Here is a 19,642-nt window from a genome sequence, read left to right as displayed (position 1 = left end):
GATGCGAGATGGCACGATTGGGCCGATCCACGTGGGCACTCGGCGAACGCCAGGTGGCCGTCATCGCCGCGTCGACCGTCGCCGGTAGCTTGGAAAGTCAAGGTCCGCTCTCGGATGCGTTCGACGTGCGCTTGAGCGACGACCGCGCGGGCGAGGATTCCTGGGAGCGCGCCGAACAAGTCATGTTTCACCGCGCTGCGGAGTTGGCCTGTGAAAAGGCCAGTGTGAAACCAGAAGCGCTGGATCTGGTGGTAGGCGCTGACCTGAACGCACAGCTCACCTCGTTTTACATGGGGCTACGACACCTCGCGAGGCCTATGCTCGGTGTTTACAGCGCCTGTGCATCCATCTGTGAGGCGCTCGCGGTGGCCGGCTTGGCCGTCGCCACTGGATTTGCGGACAAGGTGCTCGCAGGAACCTCGAGTCACACAAGCACAGCCGAGCGCCAATTTCGCTACCCCACCGAATACGGGGTTCAACGGCCGCCCAGTGCGCAGCGCACGGTGACGGGTGCTGGAGCCGCCATCCTCGGCCGAGGGCGTGGCAAATGGCAGATCACGCACGCAACCATCGGCGAGATTGCCGATTTTGGCGTCCGTTCGCCGTGGGAGATGGGCGCCGCCATGGCGCCCGCCGCGTGTGACACCATACGGCAGCACCTCGCGGACACTGGGCGTTCGCTGAACGATTATGACCTCGTGGTGACGGGCGATCTCGGCCGCGTTGGACTGGACATCCTGCGCCATCTGCTGGTGGAAGAGGGGGTGGCGCCCGCGTCGCTGGTGAGCGTGCGAGTCAGCGACTGTGGCGCGATGATCTACGCCGAGGATCAGCCGGAGGTCTTCTCGGGCGGCAGCGGCGCGGCGTGCAGCACGCTCGTCACGTTCGGCCACCTTTTCCGGGAGATGGAACGGGGCCGCGTGAACCGTCTGTTGCTCTGTGCCACCGGCGCGCTCCTGTCGCAGGTCAGTGCACAACAAGGGGAGACCATCCCGTCCATCTCGCACGCCATTGCATTTGAACGGGGGGATTGATGTGTCGGCGTGGACGTTCTTGTGGGCCTTCCTGGTGGGCGGTGCCATCTGCGCCATCGGACAGTTGATCATGGATGCGACAAAGCTCACGCCGGGCCATGTCATGTCGGTCCTCGTCGTGGCCGGCGCAGTGGCGGACGGCCTGGGCCTGTACGATCCACTCATTAAGTTTGCGGGCGCGGGTGCGACCGTGCCCATCACGAGCTTCGGCAACGCCCTTGTCCACGGCGCCATGCACGAGGCGAAGCTCCATGGGCTCATCGGAGTCATTACAGGTATCTTCGAGGTGACGAGCGCGGGCATCTCAGCCGCCATTGTGTTCGCGTTTCTCGCCGCCGTGTTCGCGAAGCCGAAGGGGTGAGGTGCTTGCACGGCTCAGGTTCCCCTCCTCGCCGCGTGATTGTGGTCACGGACGGCGATCGCGTCGCTGCACGAGCGCTGGCCATCGCCGCGAAGCGCACGGGCTGCTCGTTTGTCTCTCAGAGCCGCGGCAACCCGACCCGGCTGAGTGGTGTCGAACTCGTGCGGTGCATCGAGGCCGCGCCGCGTGACCCGGTCATTCTCATGCTCGACGACAATGGGGATCCGGGGGAGGCGGCGGGAGAGTCTGCGCTGCGCGTCGTGCACGCGCATCCGTCGGTCCAGATTGCGGCCATTCTCGCCGTCGCTTCGAACACGGGCAGTGTGCGAGGTACACCGGTGGATTTCAGCGTCGATCGCCTCGGGCACCGCGTGGAGCACGCAGTCGACAAAGACGGCCGCGAGATCGACTCCTATCTCGTTGCCGGAGACACCGTGGACGCCCTCCGCGGTTTGGACGTGCCGCTCATCGTCGGCATCGGCGACATCGGCAAGATGGGTGGGCTCGACGCTCCCGCGCGGGGCGCCCCGGTCACCACGAGTGCCATCGAGTGGGTCTTGATGGAATTGGTTTGGCGCGCAGGGCAGCGTCACCTCGAGCCCGCTATCTTCCGCCCACAACGATGAGGCCCACGCGACATACGATGCGGTAGACGATGGAGGGGGTGAGACGATGCTCAGTATCTTGGCGTTTCTGCCCCGGGTCTTTCGCTACTTTGGCATGTTTCAGATGTTTTTCGGCTTCGTGCGCCCGTTTTGGCCGATGATCTCCCGCGTATGGCGCCGACCCGCGATGGCCGTGGCCTGATTGCTCTGTCGCGCCACGTCGTGTGCAGTATAATAGCCTCCATGGACATTCGCGCACGACAGGGGTTGAAGCATACGAAGCTTCTGTACGCCGGACCGGGTACGGTTCATCGCTGGATCGAGGTTGTGGAGGAGAAAGGCATTCGACAAATGCGGTTTGGCCGCGACGGTGGCTGGCAGGGGGCGCTCGATCTCGGCCGCCCCGAGCGCCCCGTCTTTCCGTATCAGCGAGCGTTCAGGGCGCTCGTGGAGGCGCATGAGCCGATCGAGTCGTTCCTGGCCATCGGGGTGGGATCGGGGACGAGCCTTCACCACGTTCGCCGCCTCCACCCGGAGGCGGCGCTGCACGGCGTCGAGATCGACGAGACGGTGCTGACGCTCGGCATCGAGTTTTTTCAGGCGCCTTCTCATCGAGAGGCGGACTATTGGGTTGGAGATGGCGTACAGTTCGTCTCCTCACCCCACGCCGCCACCTACGACCTCATTTTCGTGGACGCGTATCTGAAGGCGAGCATTTATCAGCCCTGCCTCTCCCCGGAAACGGTGTCGTACCTGGCTCGCATCACCTCGAGCCGGGGGACGGTGGTGTACAATCTCATCGCGTCCGGGTATCGTTCCACGCATGTCAGAGGATTTGTGGACGTCATGCGCTCCTCCTTCCCGGTACTGCTGGATCTTCCCGTGGGTCTTCCGCTGACGGCGCAAAACCGGTTGTTCATCGCCACGCGTGACGAGGACCTCGCGCCAAGGCTTCGCCAAATGTGCAAGCGGGTTGGTGCTTCGGATCTCGAGCGGGTCTCCTGGTCCCTCCGCCTATCGGCGCTGTGAACGCGCGTGATATAATGCCGGTATCCATTCACCGGCAGGAGGCATCGGATTGCTCGCTTCATGGCTCAGTCCCGTCTGGATCTTGCGCTTCGCCATCGTGCTCGCGAGCCTTGTGTTGCACGAGTTCGCACATGCAGCATTGGCCACATGGCTCGGGGATTCGACGCCCAGGCGTCAAGGGCGGCTAACGCTCAATCCTGCAGCACATCTCGACTTGACGGGCCTCATCGCCATGCTGGTGGCACCCGTCGGCTGGGCTCGCCCCGTCGAGATCCACCCTGGCGCATTTCGCCATCCTCGCGCAGGGATGGCCTGGGTCGCGTTGGCTGGGCCCATGGCCAATGCGGTCCTCGCCGCGCTGAGCTTCGCCGCGCAAAGCATTCCGGTTGTGTCGACCTCAGGTGCGTTGCAACAGGTGTTGGGTTTGGCCTTCGAGGTGAACGTCGCGCTGGTGTTGTTGAATATCCTTCCAATTCCGCCGCTCGACGGATGGCGCGCGCTCTACGCAATCCTGCCCGTGCGCTGGCGACTTTCGCTCGCATGGATGGATGGGTATGGGCCGTGGCTGCTGTTGCTCATCTTTCTCCTTCCGCCCGCAAACCGCGCGTTTTCCGATCTCGTCTACGCCGTGATGTCCTACTGCTACGGCACGTGAGAGGAGGCGCAAGGTGTCCTACGAAATCCGACTCGCGCAGTTCGAAGGCCCGCTGGACCTGCTCTTGCATCTCATCCGCAAGAACGAGATTGATATTTACGACATTCCCATCGCCGCAATCACCGAACAATATCTTCAATATCTGGACGACCTCGAGCGCTGGTCGCTTGACGTGGCGAGTGAGTTTCTGGTCATGGCAGCGACGCTTCTTTCCATCAAGTCGCGCATGTTGCTGCCCCGGCGCGCAACTGCTTCCGACGAGGAAGAGGACCCCAGACTCCCGCTCGTTCAGCAGCTGTTGGAGTACGAGCGGTGCAAGTGGGCCGCCGCGCAACTGGCCGATCTCGCGGGCCGGAACGCCCAAGTGTATGGGCGCGAGCCGATGGACCTGCGCGCCTATCGGCCGGATCGCCAGGCGGGTGGGCTCGATGTGACGCTGTGGGATCTCGTTGACGCGTTTCGCAAGCTGTACCTGCGGCTGCCGCCGTCGGAGCGCGTGGCCGAGATCCGGGGCAAGGTTGAAAAGGTGGAGGAGTGGATGGACGAGCTCGCCGAACGCATGCGTCGGTATCGATCCGCTGAATTCACCTGGCTCCTTGGCGGGCGGTTTACTCGGGGTGCTCTGGTGGCCGCGTTTCTCGCAATTCTGGAGTTGCTCAAGGACGGCCGCCTGACATGTCGGCAAGCCGAGCCGTTTGGTCCCATTGAACTTGTCTGGACGGGGGATTGAGCATGGAACTGGTCGCTGCGCTTGAAGCCGTGTTGTTCGCCGCTGGATCGGAGGGCATGGCGACTCGGGAGATTGCGCAGGTGCTGGACGTGCCGGAGGGCCAGGCGCGCGATTTATGCCATCTGCTCGCCGCGCATCTGGACGAGCGCGGCTCTGGTCTTACGCTGCTCCACACAGGCGACACGTGGCAGCTAGTGACAAGGCCGGAATTTGCACCGTATTTTCGGCGCATGGCCGATCAGCCGGCCCGTTCCAGCTTGTCGCAGGCGGCGCTTGAAGTGCTTGCTATCATCTCCTACAAGCAACCCATCACGCGAGCCGACATCGAGGAGATCCGCGGCGTCCAGTCGGATCGCGCCTTGGCCACACTTATCCATCGAGGACTGGTACAGGAAGTGGGTCGCCAGGATGGACCTGGACGACCGATTCTGTACGGCACCACCATGGAGTTTCTGCGCCAGTTCGGTCTGAGATCACTGGATGAACTGCCGCCGTTGCCTGACTTTGCAGGGAACGAGGGACGCCCCGACCTGTTTGCCATGACTTCGGATCTCGCGCGCGACTGAAGGGATGCATATCATCCAGGTTCTGGTGCACCCTAGCTCGTGAATGCGAGAGAGGTGCCTGTACCCATGGGCTTCGGTTGGATTGGCGTGGCGTGCGCATTGTGCGTGGGCCTATGTGTTCTCCTGATGGCGTCTCCTATTCGCGTCGAGGTGGAGTATTGGCGGGCGGGATCGGACGAACTGCGCGCTCAGGTGCGCGCCATGTATGGACTGGTCCGACTGCGGTGGCGGTGGGCAAGCGAGGCACCGCCCGTCCGCGGGCGCAGCCGCCGTTCGAGGGAGAAGAGCCGAAAATCCGGCGATGAGCGCCGCGGTACCCGATCGATTGGCGCTTGGCGGCGGTTCGCGCATCGGGCGCTCCGAGCGCTCGACCGAATGGCGCCACACGTTCACGTGGACGAACTCCGTCTGGAGGCCCGCATGGGCGCTGGCGAGTCAGTGCGGACGGGCATGCTCGTGGGTGCGTCGTATGCTGCCATCTACACGCTGCTCGGTTGGTTAAGCAGCCGCGTGCGAATGCATCGCGTTCCGACCGTCTCCATCGCTCCAGCCTTTCAGGAAGCTCTGTTGACGATTTACGCGAAAAGCATAGTGCGCATTCGGACGGGGTACGTTATAGCTGCAGGACTTCGCTTGTTGACGGCTTGGAAGAGGAGGGCGTCGTAACGTGGATCACCCGATTCAGGGCCTCATGCAGACCGCGATGTCGAATCTCCGCGAGATGGTGGACGTCAACACCATCATTGGCGATCCGGTCGAGACGCCGGACGGCACCGTAATTTTGCCGGTTTCAAAAGTGGGGTTTGGCTTCGCCGCCGGAGGGAGTCAGTTCGAGGGAGGGGATGTGCACGGACAAGGCCAAGGGGATCTCCCGTTCGGAGGCGGGTCGGGCGGCGGTGTGTCCATTACCCCCATTGGCTTTCTCATCGTCCATGGCAACAATGTCCGTCTCCTCTCGGCGGATCACCAAAATCAGCTCTACGATCGGCTGATCGATCTCGCACCCGCGATGCTTGAGCGCATCCAGAACCTGTTCTCCAAGCAAAAATCATCGGATCCCCCCGTGATGTGAGGGGCGTCATACGGTTTCCAGGCTCGGCATACTCCTTGTAAGGGACAAGTCCGCCCAGCAGGGGGTGCCGTGCCGTGATCGATTTCATCTGGCTTGCGTTGTTCGTCTCCGGCGTCGGGACTGCCATGGTCACTGGCCGCATGCAGGTCGTTTCAAACGCCATCTTAAAGGGTGCGGAAAACGGTGTGGAATTGTGCATCGGCCTCATCGGCGCCATCAGTCTGTGGATGGGGCTTATGCACATTGCGGAGCGGGCCGGTGCCGTCGCTTGGCTCGCGCGAAGACTCAAGCCCATCGCTCACCGGCTTTTTCCCTCGGTTCCGGCCGATCATCCTGCGATGGGCGCCATTCTGGCGAACATGAGCGCCAACCTTCTGGGCATTGGAAACGCCGCGACACCTCTCGGCCTGAAGGCCATGGAGGAATTGCAAAAACTGAATTCCCATCCAGACAGGGCTTCGGACGCCATGTGCACGCTTCTTGCCGTCAATACGGCAAGCATCACATTGATTCCCACGACGGTGATCGCGCTCCGCATGCAGTATCACTCGTCGCATCCGTCAGCTGTGGTTCTCACGACGCTCGTGGCTTCCCTGATCGGGACGTGTGCGGCCCTGGCCTTTGACCGCATTTTTCGGGCGCTTTCCCATCGGAGGCAGACTCCATGAGCGACGCATGGACGGCCATCAGTGAATGGATGTTACCCCTTGTTGTGAGCGTCATTCTGCTGGCGGGAGCCTGGCGGCGAGTGCCCATTTATCAGGCATTCGTTCAGGGTGCCAAAGGCGGTTTTTCCACGGCCGTCCGTCTCATCCCGCATCTTGTCGCGATGATGGTCGCGGTCAGCGTCTTCCGAGCGTCCGGCGCCATGGATGGCCTCGTTCACTTGCTGGATCCCGTCCTGACCTGGCTGCATGTACCCGCCGAAGTCGCGCCAATGGGCATCCTTCGGCCGGTCACGGGGCAGGGCAGCTTGGCCCTCATGATTGATATTTTTCAAAAACATGGCCCGGATTCGCACCTGGGGCTGCTCGCTTCCACGATGCAGGCGTCGTCCGATACCACGCTCTACATCCTCACCGTTTATTTCGGGAGTGTGGGAATCTATAGGTTCCGATATGCGCTTGCGGTCGGCCTACTGAGCGACTTCGTCAGTGTGCTCGCGTCGGTGTTCGCAGTTTGGCTCCTGTCTGGTATCATACAGGTCTAGCGAACCTGGCTCTTTGCGCAGGAGGATGGGAGTTCGGATCGGAATGGAACGTTTGCAGAAGGTGTTGGCACATGCAGGCGTGGCGTCACGAAGAAAGTGTGAAGAGTTGATCTTGGCAGGACGGGTCAGCGTGGACGGCGAGACCGTGACCCAACTGGGTGCGAAGGTGGATCCTTCGAGGCAGCGCATTGCGGTCGATGGCGTCCCCATCGAAATGGAGCAGCCGGTGGTGCTCGCGCTCAACAAGCCTGTCGCGTATCTTTCCACGGTATCGGATCCGATGGGGCGGCGCACGGTGATGCAGCTGTTGCCCCCGATCCGAGAGCGCGTCTATCCGGTCGGCCGTCTGGACTACGACACGAGCGGACTCTTATTGTTCACAAACGATGGTGAACTGACGCAGAGGCTGCTTCACCCTTCGCGTGAAATAGAAAAAGTCTATCGCGCTTCGGTCCGAGGGATTGTGGATCGCGAAATCCGGCGAGCCCTCGTGGAGGGCGTGGAGCTGGAAGATGGTCTGACTGCGCCCGCCAAGGTCGAGGTCGTGCGGCAGTCGGACCGCGAGGACGGCGTGGCCGTCGTGCACCTTGCCATTCACGAAGGCCGGAATCGTCAGGTCCGCAGGATGTTGGAGAGGCTCGGCCTGCCCGTCTTGCGTTTGAAGCGCATCGCCTTCGGCCCGATTTCCCTCGGCCACTTGAAGACAGGGGAATGGCGCCCGCTGACGCAAGAGGAGTGGGTGGCTCTGTATCAAGCTGCGGGCATGACGGCGCCGCCGTATCGACGTCCAACCATGCGCCGCGAGTCCGAACGAAAGGAATCGAAGCGCTCGTCAGCGCGACACCGCGGTCCGCGACGTGGTTGACCGCCTTGCGCGCATGAATGAGACACGTGACAGCATCCTACAAGTGAGGAGGTGCTGTGCACGATGATCAAGTCGGCACGAACGGCGGTCGCGCTGTGGATGCTCTTGTTGGCGACCGGGTGCGGGCGAGTGGACAACGCGTCGCAGGCGGCCAACGGCGTCGCGCAGGCCACGAGACAGGCAGGCAACGCGGTCGCCAACACAGTTCAGCGAGCGGGACAGGCCGCGGATCAGGTGGGACAAGCGATGGGCGACCAAGCGGCGGCCACGTTCCGAGAAGACCGGGACATTGCGTCCAACCTCGTGCGATCCGGCTATGCATCGCGTGCCATCGCATTTGTGATGGGTGACGTCGCCTATATCGCCATGCAGGCGCCGGCTGCCGGTGTTTCCGGTCAGAGGACCAAGGAGCAGGTTTCAGCTCACGTCAAGTCGGACTTCCCGGCCATTCGCCAGGTTTATGTAAGTGAGGATCCGAACGTATACGCAAGATTTGTGAATTTCCAACGAATGATGCAGCAGGGCCATCCCATTCAGGGGGTATGGCAAAATTTCAAGACCTCTGTCGCTCGCATGTTTCCGTCATGAGCGCAACAATTGACGGCCGGCCGGGCCTGTGCTCGGCCGGCCGCGTTGTTTGCCAAACGTTTCTGGCCGTATAATGGGACGGAAGGGGCTAGGCGGAGGTGGAGGCATGGCACAAACGAGGATCTTGGTCGTCGACGACGAGGAACGGATTCGCCGCTTGGTTCGCATGTACCTTGAGCGAAACGGATTTGACGTGGACGAGGCGGCGGATGGAAAAGAGGCGCTCAACAAGGCTTTGAATCAGGGGTATGCACTGATTATCTTGGATCTGATGTTGCCCGGGATGGACGGTCGCGACGTGTGCGCACAGATCCGGCAGCACAGCAATGTCCCCATTGTCATGCTGACCGCTGCGGGCGACGAGGCGAATCGGGTGCACGGGTTTGAGCTTGGTGCGGACGACTACGTCGTCAAACCGTTCAGTCCTCGCGAACTTGTCTTGCGCGTAAAAGCCATGCTCAAGCGTACGGGCGAGATGGAATACGGCCGAACTGCGGTTCAAACGCTCACGTTTCCTGGATTGGAAATTCAAATCGACGCGCGCCGTGTCGAGGTCAACGGGCAAGAGGTCAGTCTGACTCCGAAGGAGTTTGATCTTTTGGTTTACATGGCTCAGCGTCCCGATAAAGTATTCAGCCGCGAAGAGCTCCTAAGAGATGTATGGAATTATCAATTTTTCGGAGATCAGCGTACCGTAGATACCCATATCAAGCGGTTGCGCGAAAAGTTGGGCCAGGCTTCTCCTGAGGTGAGCCGCTACATCGTGACCGTCTGGGGCGTCGGGTACAAGTTCGAGGTGGCTTTGTGATACCCAACAGCATCGTGGCCAAGATGTGGCTGACGATTGTCGGTATGGTATTTGTCATTCAGGCGCTCCTGTCCGTCTTGCTTCAGCAAGTGTTTAACAAATACATTGTCACCCGCGAGGAGGCGAGTCTCACGCAACTTGCTCTGACCATTCAGTCCGTGCTCGCCGCCCCGAGCGAGCGTTCCGTCAAAGAGCAGGTGGCGAGCGATATCGCGAAGCGGGTGGAGCGCGCGACAGTGGTGTACGGCGTCCCGTACACGACCAATGCAAGCCTGATCGCAGCCTATCGCGCCATGACCCCTGGCGAGCGGGAGGCATTGTCCCGTGGCCAGCCCCTGGCGTTGCGCGGAACGTTCGGCAACGTGAATCGCCTGACCGTCTATGTGCAGATTCCGGCTGCCGGATCGACCCAACAGGGACTGTTGGCCGTTTCGCAGGACACGAGCGTGCTGGACGAGCCGTTGCGTGAGATTCGCAACATGGTGCTCTTCGATACGGTGCTCGGCGTCATATTGGCGACGGGCTTTGCCTTTGTGATCTCGAAGAATCTTTCCCGTCCGCTCGTGGATATGACTCGAGCAGCCGAGGAGATGGCGCGCGGTCACTATCTTCAGCGCGTCCGCGTGGTCACGAAGGACGAAGTCGGGCGGCTCGGTCAGACATTCAACGCGCTGGCGCGACAATTGGCCGAGACGATTGAGCAACTGTCGATGGAGCGAGAAGGACTGCAGCGGATTCTCTCTTCTCTGCAGGACGGCGTGGTTGCCACCGATCTCGACGGTCGCGTCGTGTTGGCAAATCCTCCTGCAAAGCGCCATTTGCGGCACCTCTCGGTCGCCGAGCGAGGTATTGTCGACGAAGACCGACTGCCGGATCGCCTGATGAGCCTCTGGGTAGGCGTTCGCGAGCAACAGGATGCCGTGTACCGAGAGGATACCTGGGATGGCCGTACCATTGGCATTACCATGCTTCCTCTCTACGAAGCAGATGGCACGACCCTCCGCGGCGCGCTCTGCGTCCTGCGCGACATCACGGAGGAGCGGCGCCTTGACCGATTACGGAAGGATTTCATCGCGAACGTGTCTCACGAATTGAGGACGCCACTCAGCATGTTGCAGGGGTACACCGAGGCCCTCTTGGATGACATCTCGGACGATCCCGACATGCGCCGCGAACTGACGGAAATCATTCACGATGAAACGCTGCGCATGAAGCGCCTTGTCAACGACCTGCTGAATCTCGCCCAACTGGAGAGCGGACAATTCAAACTCCATTTTGCCCGCGTCGATCTCACCCAGGTGATGCGCCGGGTGGCGCGCAAATTTCAGGCGCTTGCCAGCGACGAAGACCATCTCTCGTTCGAAGTATCGATTCCGGGTAAGCCCATCGTCGTGGATGGCGACGAGGACCGCCTGGAACAGGTATTCACGAATCTGCTCGACAATGCATTTCGCCACACGGCTCGGGGCACCATTCGTTTTGAGCTGGATATCCGTCACGAGTATGCGTATGTACGTGTGGCCGATACGGGAAGCGGCATACCGGAAGAAGACGTTCCCTACATTTTTGAACGCTTCTATAAAGCCGACAAAGCTCGTACGCGATCCCGCTCGGGAACGGGGCTCGGTTTGGCCATCGCACGCCAACTCGTGATTGAACACCGCGGCGAAATCCTTGTCGAAAGTCGACTGGGTGAGGGCACGACCTTCACGGTGGTCCTGCCACTCGCCTCCGCGCATCCTATCGGGGAAGGAGGGGCGTCCCGTGACCTGGATATATGATTCAAACCTGTACGACACCAAATTTCAAGCGTCGTGCCGCATGGCTCGGCTTGAGGACGCCGCGATGGCGTCCTCAAGCAAGTGGCGCTACATTTCGGTTTTTCAGACATCGAGCGGGCGATACGGCGTCAAAATCCTGTTGTCTCAGGACTCGTCGGAATCCGAACGGTGTTCAAAATAGCGAAGTCTGGTAAGGAGGTTCTTCTTTTGGGCAAGCACGTCGATTAATTGCCAGAGAAAGGATGCCTCTTCCTTAGACAACTGACTCATGCGGTGCGCCGCTTCCAAGTAAGGGAAGGATTCCTCGTTCAACACGAAGTGTTGCAGAGGTGTCGGAAGTTCGTAAACCGAGTTCCGCATCCGCTTCGGCTCGTACGTCATCTCCGGATCACAGAGCACCTGCAGCGGCACGCCGAGTGCATCCGCCAAGCGCTTGGCATAGTCCAAAGAGGGTCGGCGCTTGTCTCGCTCAATGGATGAAATGTGAGGCGTGGATACGCCCGCCCGCATCGCGAGTTCCTGTTGCGACCATCCGCGGCTCTGCCGAATGGCTCTGACCCGTGTACCAAACGAATCCTTCATCGTGGCTCTCCTCCCTGAAACCCCTCATGGTCTGTTCACGGACACTGTATCAATGCGACGGCTTCATTGTAAATGAAAAAATGGGAATAAACTTTACTGTTATGTATGAGTTATCTGCATCACCTCGGAAAGGATTTGTTGAATGTTATACTACTGTTCTGGCAGCCCCTCTGCCAAGAGGGGAGATCGACATTTGTGGACTTGGCCCAACTCTCATCTCGTGGCCATCACAGGCGCGGGCATCAGTGTGGAAAGCGGCCTGCCCACCGTCGATGATGTTGTCGCGGGGGTCTCACTTCGTCGGTTGTTTCAGCCTAGGATCTGGCGAGAACAGCCTCTTGAGGCCTTCCGAGCGTTTCGATTTCTTGCGCGAGAATGGCCCCAGAAGCGGCCGAACCGAGCCCATTTGGCGTTGGCGCGTGCTGAGATTCCGATTATCACCCAGAATATCGATGGCCTTCACCGGGCGGCCGGAAGCACGCGAATCATCGAGTTGCATGGAAACCTCAGGGAGTTGAAGTGTGAGGCGTGTGAAGGGATTTTTGGTTGTGAGCTGGCGTGGCGGGAAGATATCCCTCGGTGTCCGACCTGTGGCCACATACTTCGCCCTGGATTTGTGCTGGAGGGCGAGGAAGTGCGCCATATTGCGCGAGCATACGACTGGGTGGCAGAAGCGAAAGGGCTGCTCGTAGTGGGGACCGAGTTGGAAATGATACCCGTTCGCCAATTGTACGAGGTAGCCAAGCGGCGGAATGTGCCCATTGCGTGGGTGCGGGATCATGCGGAAGACTGGGTCCCCCATTTGCTCGGACAAGACCGCGACGCAGATTCTCTTTTTTGCCCGGGTGAAGTATAGTAACAGCAGCGAATGCGGATTCACCGCACCGCATGTTCGAACAGATGAGGGGATGTTGTGGACTCGGACAAGCTTCACTACGTGTTGGTCTTGGACCGCAGTCGCAAAGCGCGGTCGCTCCGTCAGCTGTACGAGGCCGTCGTGGCGGATCGCGCGGAGGATGCCCGCCTGGAAGTCAGCATCGGTGACATTCGGGGACAGAGCGGCATCGAATTGCGCGAGCGGGATCGACACCGCGTCCTCAGCCTTCGCCTGCAGGATGAGCACATGAGTCCGTATTGTCAAACCAACATGAACCTGTTCCAGTTGCTCATGTTGGACGAACGGACCGAGATGAGCATCTACCGCGCGCAGCGAGCATGGCTGTTGGTGTTTCGCGGCGTTACGAGTGGCCCACGTCCCTTCGGGACGCAGGGCTATGACCCTCGGTAGTCAGGTCCATCGGACATTCCACGGCCTCCGTGCACGCCGCAGGATCTGAAGGCTGTATTCGCAGAGGACAAACAACACGCCCGCCAGGACGAAGTCCGCGATGAGCGATCCCGCCAGCGCAAACGTGTCGTATACACCGTGGGCGATGGCGGGAGCGATGTAGCCCCAAGCTCGCGATGTACCGAGGAATCGGGCGCGAGCGAACTGATATCCCATCACGATGGCAAACATGAAATGAGCCGGTACCGCCGTCACGGCTCGGACGATTGCGGTCCAAAATCCGGAACTGGTGACGTATAGAATGTTTTCCACGGTTGCAAATCCGAGGCCAATCGCGCACGCGTAGACAATTGCGTCGACGGGGGCATGGATACGGCCGCGATCGAGCACGGTTCGCTCGAACAGGGCAGCTTTGAGAAACTCCTCCACCATGCCAGCCACAAAGAACGCCGTCGCCAAAAGCCCACGCCAGGTCGTGGGTTGCGCCGACGCGTGGTGCAAGAGTGCTCGCTCGATCACACCGGCTGGGAGGACCACGAGGGCACCCAGGACAAACAACTTTGCGACCTCGCGCTTGGGCTCTGGGTGGAGCTTGTCGTAGGTGTAAATCAGTGCGAGGAGGAGAAGCCCTGGCAGGATAGCGAGTGCGATATACATCTGATGCTCCCTCTTTCGAGATACGGGTTATGATGAAGCGGTTGTAGTGTTTGGTCAGGGGGACTGTTTTATGTTGTGGACGGGTCAGCTGCGCGAACTCGAGCCTGCGTTCCAGAAGCCCATCGCGTACAGTCTGCAATTGACGGGTGCCGAAGGGCAGTGCGCCATTCCGATCGCGGTGGGCGATAGAGTGGTGTTTCGGCCCACAGGGACGCTGCGATGCATTGCATGCGGAAGAAGTGTAAAAAAGTTGTATCAAGGCGGATATTGCTTTCCATGCGTTCAAACGTTGGCGGAGTGCGATTTGTGCATCGTGAAGCCGCACCAGTGTCATTTTCATCTCGGAACGTGCCGAGATGCGTTGTTTGCGGCGAATCACTGTATGGTTCCGCATTGTGTGTACATCGCGTGGAGCAGCGGCTTCAAGGTGGGAATCACGCGGAAGGGACGCCAGTTCAGGCGTTGGATGGATCAAGGTGCTGTGGAGGCCGCCGTGATTGCCGAGGTGCCGGATCGAAAAACGGCAGGCGAGCTCGAGGTGCATATCGCACAATCCATGGCGGACAAGACCAACTGGCGGCGGATGTTGACCGATGAAGAGGGGCCGGATCGTCCACTTGCGGAGGTGGCCAGGGAGGTGCAATCGTCAGTGGCGCAAATCTATCGCCGCTATCTGGTTGACGACATCCGGCCGGCGCAACTGGTGTATCCTCGGCAACCCGGATTCACCGTTTCGCTTTCTTCACTCGCGTTCGCTGCAGATGGATCCGTGGGCGGCGTGCTTCGAGGCATCAAGGGCCAATACCTGATGTTCGATCACGGCGTTTTGAACGTGAAGCGTTGGGCAGGGTATGAGGTGGTTGTCGAACACGAAAGTGCCTCATGAGCTCCGGCCGCATGGGCACACTAGGGCCGGGAGGGGTTTTGCATGACCTGGATTTACGAAGCGCGCCTCTATGACTCGAAGGCCGTCGCGATGTACGTGGCCATGAATCTTCGCGATTCCGGCGGTCGTCAGCGGCTCGACAACGCGTCGGTTCAGGTCTATCGCACGCGGCGGGGCAATTACGGTGTGCGGTACCGGACGCTCGACGCCTAGTGGCGCGGCACGCGAGATCCTCTTGGCGAATACAATGAACAGCGCACCGTGGATCTGCCTTGATCCCGCCAAGGGGTGATGACAGGATGAAAAAGACTCATTCCACGCCGGGAAAGCGTGCCGCACAGCTTCATCTCCCCAATTTTGTCCGGCTCGTGGAGCGATATAAAAAGTGCGTTGTCGGTATCGAAGTCATCCAAACCCCCTATCGAGATCGCGCCCTCTTCTTTCCCTGGGAGCGGCCGTTGCCGCGCGAAGGGCGCGCCGCCCTCAACATCGGAACAGGATTCATGTTTCATCCCAAGGGCTATATCCTCACCAACGAGCATGTGATCGCGGAAGCGGATCGAATTATGCTGAGAGTCTTTGGCCGCAAGGATCTGGTTGAGGCCGATCTCGTCGGGCGAGATCGAAAGCACGACATCGCAGTTTTATGGGCGAATATCCCAGTTCCGTCGCCCGTCCTGCGGCTGGGTCATAGCAAGGATGTCCAGGTGGGCGAGTGGGTGGTCGCCATCGGATCGCCACTTGGGCTCGATCACACGGTGACCGTCGGGATTGTCAGCGCCAAGAATCGGCCGCTCCAGATTGGCGATCGCGAGTATCCAAACCTCATCCAAACGGATGCCGCCATCAATCGCGGGAACAGTGGGGGACCGCTGATTAACCTACAAGGCGAAGTGATTGGCATGAACACGGCTGTCTCACAAAGTTCTCAAGGAATTGGGTTTGCCATCGCTGCAGACGTGCTGCGCCAGCGGGTCAAGACCATTCTGGGCGATGCATGACAGAGATACCCTCGCAGCGAGCCGTTGATGGCGGGAAGGCCCTTCATGATGAGCCGTGCTTGACGTGTCGGCGCAGGTAGAAGTGCTGTCGAGGATTTTGCTCGTACCAAGCTTGCAGAAGTGCGGGGATAGTCCAGGCTTCGCGAGGAACGAGTTGTTCCAACGGATCCGTGACGTCGTGAAGCCTGATATGATGTCCGTCGACGACCATCCCGCTTTCCAGGTCGCTCCAGGCGTAGCGAGCGCAGGCGGATCGCCAAAAGTTGTGCATGCCTCCCTCGCTGAAAATGTGTGACTGACCGTTTTGGAGCAAAACCATGAGCGCCGACGGAAGATACATCACGTCGCCTGGACGCTCGATGCAGGCCTCATAGATGCGGGCAATCGGGGTCACGAAATCCGCTCCTCTCCTGTTCCAAGTATACCAGTCCCCTGACGCCACAAGTGCCCGGCCCAACAAACATTCGCGCGCGTATCATGCGACAAGGGGGAACTTGGTGTGGACTACTTGGATGCATTGGGCCGAGCGGATGTTGCGGGGGCTCATCCCGGAGGACTCGCGCTAACGGAATGGTGGATGGAACATGTTCCGCTGCAGGTCGGGTCCGCCGTGCTGGACATCGGGTGTGGAACGGGGGCCACTGCGCTCAAGCTTGCGGAGAAACATTTGCACGTCACAGCCCTAGACGCTCGTCGTGAGATGATCGATCGGCTACGGGCTCGAGCTGAGCGGGCTCATCTCCCGTTGCACACCGTGGTTGGGGTGGCCGAGAATTTGCCCTGGCCAGGCGCGTCTTTCGATGTCGTGATCGGAGAATCGGTGCTCGTGTTCACGAGCATCTCCGCTGTACTGCGAGAGGTGCGCCGCGTGATGAAGGCGAGCGGTTTCGCCGTGTTCGTCGAGATGGTGGCCCCTCCGCATCCGCCGAGCGGATTGCACGAGGAGGCCACGCGCGTTTACGGAGCGCGCGAGGTACCCACACTCGCGCGCTGGCAGGAACACTTTTGCGCGGCGGGCTTCGTACCATCAGTTCTCCGAAGCGGAACCCTGTGGTCGCTGGCTCTAGAAGTTGCGCCCGTCATGTCCGAAGCCCCTGTTGCGCACGAGCAATTGGCTTCCCTGGCGGAACCGGAGGTCGCACGCGCTCTGGCAGAGCATTTCGCCTGGATGGAACGTTTCGGTTCAACACTTGAGTATGGCGTCTTCTTTCTGATACCGAAGCCGTAACGTCAACTCCAAGGTAGCAGCCAGCCATCAGGAAGTTGCCATGGTTTGAAATGGAGGTAGTCGGAGCTGACCAGTTGGTAATGGATGCCGTCCAATTGTCCGTTGAATGCGAACCGATGCGCAGGTCCGTGCAGATGACCGTAGACACATACTCGGACGCCGTATTCCACCAGCAATTTGTGGAACGGAGAATCTGGATGTTCGCCATCCACAGGCGGATAGTGCATGAGGCAGAGAATGGGTTTTGCCTCTTTGACAGCCGCCTTGAGCGATAACTCGAGGCGGACGATTTCCCGCCGCAGAATCGGCTCATCGTCTTCCGGTTTGTAGGAAGGGTGATGGGGCAATGTCCATCCGCGAGTGCCAGCAAAACAAAGGTGATCCAGCACGAGGCAGTCATTTTGCAAGGCGTACATGTCATTTGGAAGTGATTTCCTAACCTTCTGAATGCCCCCCCACCAAAAGTCATGGTTTCCACGAATGAGGATTTTTCGGCCAGGCAGACCGCCGATCCACGCCAAATCCGGCACGGCTTCTTCTAACTTCATGGCCCATGAAATATCACCTGGGATGAGGACGATGTCATCCCGGTCAACCTTTTCGTTCCAGTTGCGTGCGATTTTCTCGGCGTGATTGCGCCATTCCGGTCCAAATACATCCATTGGCTTCGTTTGCGATGTATCCAGATGCAAGTCCGCGATCGCGTAGATGGCCACGGTGGTTCCTCCTCGACCGTTTCATGATACCACAATTGCCCGCACGGCCCTCGTTTACCGCGGCAGACGTGATTCTCCTCGATTTTATCGACGAAAAGGTGCGCGTGATGTTGAATGATGGTGGGGGATGGCGATGTGGACCGAAGAACAATGGGCTGCGATTGAACCTAAAGATGTGTCGTCGGTGGTGGTGGCGGCGCCTGGAAGCGGGAAAACGACAGTCATGACAGAGCATATGGCGCAAGTCATAGCAACGGGCCGGACGCCAGCGCAGCGCATCCTGGCGATGACTTTTACGCGGCAGGCGGCCGAACACATGCGTCAGAAGCTTCGCAGACATGAGCGTCTGCGGCCCGTGGCTGTCGAGTCGTGCGTCATGGGTACCTTTCATGCTGTGTTTTTTCGTGCGCTCCTCGAGGCTGATTGGGAAGTGCGGCCCGTGCTGTCACAGCGGGATCAATATGCGTTGATGCGGGAAGCTGTTGTGGACGTATTGGGCGAGCGTCGCGCGGTGACCATGTATGAACTTCAGTCCTACCTCACGATGTACAGCCGGACTGTGGGTAGGCAGGCGTGGGATGAATTGGGCGACAAAGAAAAGAGAATTTTCGAAACCTTCGTTCGCAAGAAGCAAGCATCGAATTACTGGGATCACGACGACATTTTATTGGCTTCTTTGCAACTGTTGCGGTCAAAAACAGTGCCGAAAATTCGTCTTTGTGAAATGAGCTACATCCTTGTGGACGAGTTTCAAGATACGAACGAGCTACAATGGGAATTACTGACATCCCTCGTGCAACGAAATGGCGCGTTCGCATTCGTGGTCGGTGACGACGATCAGTCCATTTACGCGTTTCGCGGTGCATCCCCGGTTTATCTTCAGCGCGCTGTAGAGGTCCTCCCCAAGGCTCGACAGAAGCTGCTCACCATGAACTTCCGATCGGACCGACGAATTCTACATCACGCTGCACAATTGATCCAACATGTGAAAAGTCGAGTGGACAAGCCTCTCCGCGGTGTCCACGACGCGGAAGGCATCTGTCGGGCTTATGAGGTTCAACATCGCACCGCGCAATGGGACGTTCTCGCACGGGTGGTTCGGCGATCTGTACTTCGTCCGTATTCCGTGGCGATTCTTGCGCGTACTCGAAATCAACTGGCGACTGCATGGACGGCGATGAGGAGCCTGTTGGGAGCGGAGTGGTCTCTTGCAGCGAGAAATGTTGAGTTTCGCACGTTTCATGATAGCAAGGGGAAAGAGTGGGATGTCGTTGCTTTGCTCGATATGGCAGTGCCGTATCGCGCGATGACCGATTCGGACGACGAGCGGCGCCTCCTGTATGTCGCGATGACGCGAGCGCGCCATGAGTTATACGCGTTTGTCCCTCGAGTGATACAGGGGACCCAATGTCACATTCACCCGTATTTGTTGGAGGCGGGGCTTCGGGCCTGTCCTGTCTCCCCCAAAGACATCATGGAGGCATTCGAAATTGGATGAAAAATCGCTGGACTTTTCGCGTTGTAACTAATACAATGAAGATAAAACAGAGCTGTTATACATCATCTGTTGTAGATCAAATTCGGACTAAACCCCGGGGGAGTGGTATAGGTGACGAGGAGTCATCCAATGAAGGGTGCAGAAGTGAAGAGCGCTTCGTATTCGGATTGTGTGAATTTCACTTCACCCGTGGAGAGCACGCGGGAGTTTGCCGACACGGAGAATAAACAGTGGGTCCAAGAGCGACTTCTGGACTATTATCACGGGAGCCGAGGATGAGCAAGCTTTGATCTTCGATTGCTATATCTGAATGGGTCGAACGTGAGAGGGCGAGCGCGCCGAGGTGAATATCGGCGCGTATTTTTCGTGTAGCCAAGCAGTGTGATCTCTTTTTGTCAAAGTGCTGCCTCCCAACTGGGCGGTCTTTTTTGCCCATTCGACTTGACACAGAGGGGTGAGGGGTGATAGTATCATTTTCGCCG

The 19,642-nt window shown here is 59.4% G+C and carries 27 protein-coding genes; 23 read left to right on the top strand and 4 right to left on the bottom strand.

Features of this window, described 5'->3' with window-relative positions:
- Window positions 1-8: 8 nt before the first annotated feature.
- The 16 genes from spoVAD to AMA01_RS04515 all read left to right on the top strand — a co-directional run bounded on the left by spoVAD (window position 9) and on the right by AMA01_RS04515 (window position 11,304).
- Entirely contained in the window at window positions 9-1,034 is a 1,026-nt protein-coding gene (spoVAD, locus tag AMA01_RS04585; protein WP_067848043.1) for a stage V sporulation protein AD, read from the top strand.
- 1 nt (window position 1,035) lies between these two features.
- Window positions 1,036-1,395, top strand: a complete 360-nt coding sequence (gene spoVAE, locus AMA01_RS04580) for a stage V sporulation protein AE (protein WP_082743963.1) — start codon at window positions 1,036-1,038, stop codon at window positions 1,393-1,395.
- A gap of 5 nt (window positions 1,396-1,400) precedes the next feature.
- Window positions 1,401-2,021: a stage V sporulation protein AE gene (locus AMA01_RS04575; protein ID WP_067848040.1), complete on the top strand. Its 621-nt coding sequence runs from the start codon at window positions 1,401-1,403 to the stop codon at window positions 2,019-2,021.
- Window positions 2,022-2,067: 46 nt separating this feature from the next.
- The gene (locus tag AMA01_RS14195) at window positions 2,068-2,202 is read left to right on the top strand and encodes a hypothetical protein (protein ID WP_269447884.1); all 135 of its coding nucleotides are present in this window, start codon (window positions 2,068-2,070) and stop codon (window positions 2,200-2,202) included.
- A 65-nt stretch (window positions 2,203-2,267) separates the two neighbouring features.
- Window positions 2,268-3,029, top strand: coding sequence for a spermidine synthase (locus AMA01_RS04570; RefSeq protein ID WP_231862821.1), 762 nt, complete (start codon window positions 2,268-2,270; stop codon window positions 3,027-3,029).
- A gap of 49 nt (window positions 3,030-3,078) precedes the next feature.
- Window positions 3,079-3,684 carry a site-2 protease family protein gene (locus AMA01_RS04565; RefSeq protein WP_067848034.1) on the top strand — a complete coding sequence of 202 codons (606 nt, stop codon included), beginning with the start codon at window positions 3,079-3,081 and terminating at the stop codon, window positions 3,682-3,684.
- A gap of 13 nt (window positions 3,685-3,697) precedes the next feature.
- Window positions 3,698-4,414 carry a segregation and condensation protein A gene (locus AMA01_RS04560; protein WP_067848032.1) on the top strand — a complete coding sequence of 239 codons (717 nt, stop codon included), beginning with the start codon at window positions 3,698-3,700 and terminating at the stop codon, window positions 4,412-4,414.
- A gap of 2 nt (window positions 4,415-4,416) precedes the next feature.
- Window positions 4,417-4,980, top strand: coding sequence for an SMC-Scp complex subunit ScpB (gene scpB, locus AMA01_RS04555; RefSeq protein WP_067848029.1), 564 nt, complete (start codon window positions 4,417-4,419; stop codon window positions 4,978-4,980).
- A 66-nt stretch (window positions 4,981-5,046) separates the two neighbouring features.
- Window positions 5,047-5,646 carry a DUF2953 domain-containing protein gene (locus AMA01_RS04550; RefSeq protein WP_067848026.1) on the top strand — a complete coding sequence of 200 codons (600 nt, stop codon included), beginning with the start codon at window positions 5,047-5,049 and terminating at the stop codon, window positions 5,644-5,646.
- Between the two features lies 1 nt (window position 5,647).
- A complete protein-coding gene (ytfJ, locus tag AMA01_RS04545; RefSeq protein WP_067848023.1) occupies window positions 5,648-6,052 on the top strand; it encodes a GerW family sporulation protein in 405 nt (134 codons plus the stop codon).
- 74 nt (window positions 6,053-6,126) lie between these two features.
- Window positions 6,127-6,720, top strand: coding sequence for a nucleoside recognition domain-containing protein (locus AMA01_RS04540; RefSeq protein ID WP_067848020.1), 594 nt, complete (start codon window positions 6,127-6,129; stop codon window positions 6,718-6,720).
- Window positions 6,717-7,262 (top strand): spore maturation protein, encoded by a 546-nt coding sequence (locus tag AMA01_RS04535; protein WP_067848017.1) that lies wholly within the window; start codon window positions 6,717-6,719, stop codon window positions 7,260-7,262. The genes AMA01_RS04540 and AMA01_RS04535 overlap by 4 nt, the downstream gene beginning before the upstream one ends.
- Before the next feature lie 43 nt (window positions 7,263-7,305).
- Window positions 7,306-8,127: a pseudouridine synthase gene (locus AMA01_RS04530; RefSeq protein ID WP_067848014.1), complete on the top strand. Its 822-nt coding sequence runs from the start codon at window positions 7,306-7,308 to the stop codon at window positions 8,125-8,127.
- Between the two features lie 63 nt (window positions 8,128-8,190).
- Window positions 8,191-8,715, top strand: a complete 525-nt coding sequence (locus AMA01_RS04525; RefSeq protein WP_067848012.1) for a YhcN/YlaJ family sporulation lipoprotein — start codon at window positions 8,191-8,193, stop codon at window positions 8,713-8,715.
- A 106-nt stretch (window positions 8,716-8,821) separates the two neighbouring features.
- Window positions 8,822-9,523 (top strand): response regulator transcription factor, encoded by a 702-nt coding sequence (locus AMA01_RS04520; protein ID WP_067848009.1) that lies wholly within the window; start codon window positions 8,822-8,824, stop codon window positions 9,521-9,523.
- On the top strand, window positions 9,520-11,304 hold the full coding sequence (locus AMA01_RS04515) for an ATP-binding protein (RefSeq protein ID WP_067848006.1): 1,785 nt from the start codon (window positions 9,520-9,522) through the stop codon (window positions 11,302-11,304). The genes AMA01_RS04520 and AMA01_RS04515 overlap by 4 nt, the downstream gene beginning before the upstream one ends.
- A gap of 144 nt (window positions 11,305-11,448) precedes the next feature.
- Here AMA01_RS04515 and AMA01_RS04510 read toward each other — a convergent pair whose 3' ends face one another.
- Window positions 11,449-11,886, bottom strand: a complete 438-nt coding sequence (locus tag AMA01_RS04510) for a helix-turn-helix transcriptional regulator (protein WP_067848004.1) — start codon at window positions 11,884-11,886, stop codon at window positions 11,449-11,451.
- Window positions 11,887-12,028: 142 nt separating this feature from the next.
- Between AMA01_RS04510 and AMA01_RS04505 the strand changes: the two genes are divergently transcribed.
- Together AMA01_RS04505 and AMA01_RS04500 are read left to right on the top strand one after the other, a co-directional pair.
- The gene (locus tag AMA01_RS04505; protein ID WP_067848000.1) at window positions 12,029-12,742 is read left to right on the top strand and encodes an SIR2 family NAD-dependent protein deacylase; all 714 of its coding nucleotides are present in this window, start codon (window positions 12,029-12,031) and stop codon (window positions 12,740-12,742) included.
- A 57-nt stretch (window positions 12,743-12,799) separates the two neighbouring features.
- Complete coding sequence (locus tag AMA01_RS04500) at window positions 12,800-13,174, top strand: hypothetical protein (RefSeq protein WP_067847997.1); 375 nt, start codon at window positions 12,800-12,802, stop codon at window positions 13,172-13,174.
- Here AMA01_RS04500 and AMA01_RS04495 read toward each other — a convergent pair whose 3' ends face one another.
- Window positions 13,175-13,831: a PrsW family intramembrane metalloprotease gene (locus AMA01_RS04495; RefSeq protein WP_067847995.1), complete on the bottom strand. Its 657-nt coding sequence runs from the start codon at window positions 13,829-13,831 to the stop codon at window positions 13,175-13,177. It lies immediately after the preceding gene.
- Window positions 13,832-13,901: 70 nt separating this feature from the next.
- Between AMA01_RS04495 and AMA01_RS04490 the strand changes: the two genes are divergently transcribed.
- The 3 genes from AMA01_RS04490 to AMA01_RS04485 all read left to right on the top strand — a co-directional run bounded on the left by AMA01_RS04490 (window position 13,902) and on the right by AMA01_RS04485 (window position 15,718).
- The gene (locus AMA01_RS04490) at window positions 13,902-14,717 is read left to right on the top strand and encodes a DUF2797 domain-containing protein (RefSeq protein WP_082743959.1); all 816 of its coding nucleotides are present in this window, start codon (window positions 13,902-13,904) and stop codon (window positions 14,715-14,717) included.
- A gap of 42 nt (window positions 14,718-14,759) precedes the next feature.
- On the top strand, window positions 14,760-14,930 hold the full coding sequence (locus AMA01_RS13885; RefSeq protein WP_195868078.1) for a hypothetical protein: 171 nt from the start codon (window positions 14,760-14,762) through the stop codon (window positions 14,928-14,930).
- Between the two features lie 86 nt (window positions 14,931-15,016).
- Window positions 15,017-15,718, top strand: coding sequence for a S1C family serine protease (locus AMA01_RS04485; RefSeq protein WP_067847992.1), 702 nt, complete (start codon window positions 15,017-15,019; stop codon window positions 15,716-15,718).
- A 43-nt stretch (window positions 15,719-15,761) separates the two neighbouring features.
- Here AMA01_RS04485 and AMA01_RS04480 read toward each other — a convergent pair whose 3' ends face one another.
- A complete protein-coding gene (locus AMA01_RS04480; protein ID WP_067847988.1) occupies window positions 15,762-16,112 on the bottom strand; it encodes a hypothetical protein in 351 nt (116 codons plus the stop codon).
- Between the two features lie 105 nt (window positions 16,113-16,217).
- Here AMA01_RS04480 and AMA01_RS04475 point away from each other — a divergent pair, with 105 nt between their 5' ends.
- Window positions 16,218-16,946 (top strand): class I SAM-dependent methyltransferase, encoded by a 729-nt coding sequence (locus AMA01_RS04475; RefSeq protein WP_067847985.1) that lies wholly within the window; start codon window positions 16,218-16,220, stop codon window positions 16,944-16,946.
- Window positions 16,947-16,948: 2 nt separating this feature from the next.
- On the opposite strand, the gene AMA01_RS04470 is transcribed toward AMA01_RS04475, so the two are convergent.
- Entirely contained in the window at window positions 16,949-17,662 is a 714-nt protein-coding gene (locus AMA01_RS04470; RefSeq protein WP_067847982.1) for a metallophosphoesterase, read from the bottom strand.
- 127 nt (window positions 17,663-17,789) lie between these two features.
- On the opposite strand from AMA01_RS04470, the gene AMA01_RS04465 reads away from it, so the two are divergent.
- On the top strand, window positions 17,790-19,160 hold the full coding sequence (locus tag AMA01_RS04465) for a UvrD-helicase domain-containing protein (RefSeq protein ID WP_231862820.1): 1,371 nt from the start codon (window positions 17,790-17,792) through the stop codon (window positions 19,158-19,160).
- The last annotated feature ends 482 nt before the right edge of the window (window positions 19,161-19,642 follow it).

It is taken from the genome of Alicyclobacillus mali NBRC 102425 (assembly GCF_001570745.1).
Lineage (GTDB): Bacteria > Bacillota > Bacilli > Alicyclobacillales > Alicyclobacillaceae > Alicyclobacillus > Alicyclobacillus mali.
This window is presented reverse-complemented; position numbering and strand designations above follow the sequence as displayed.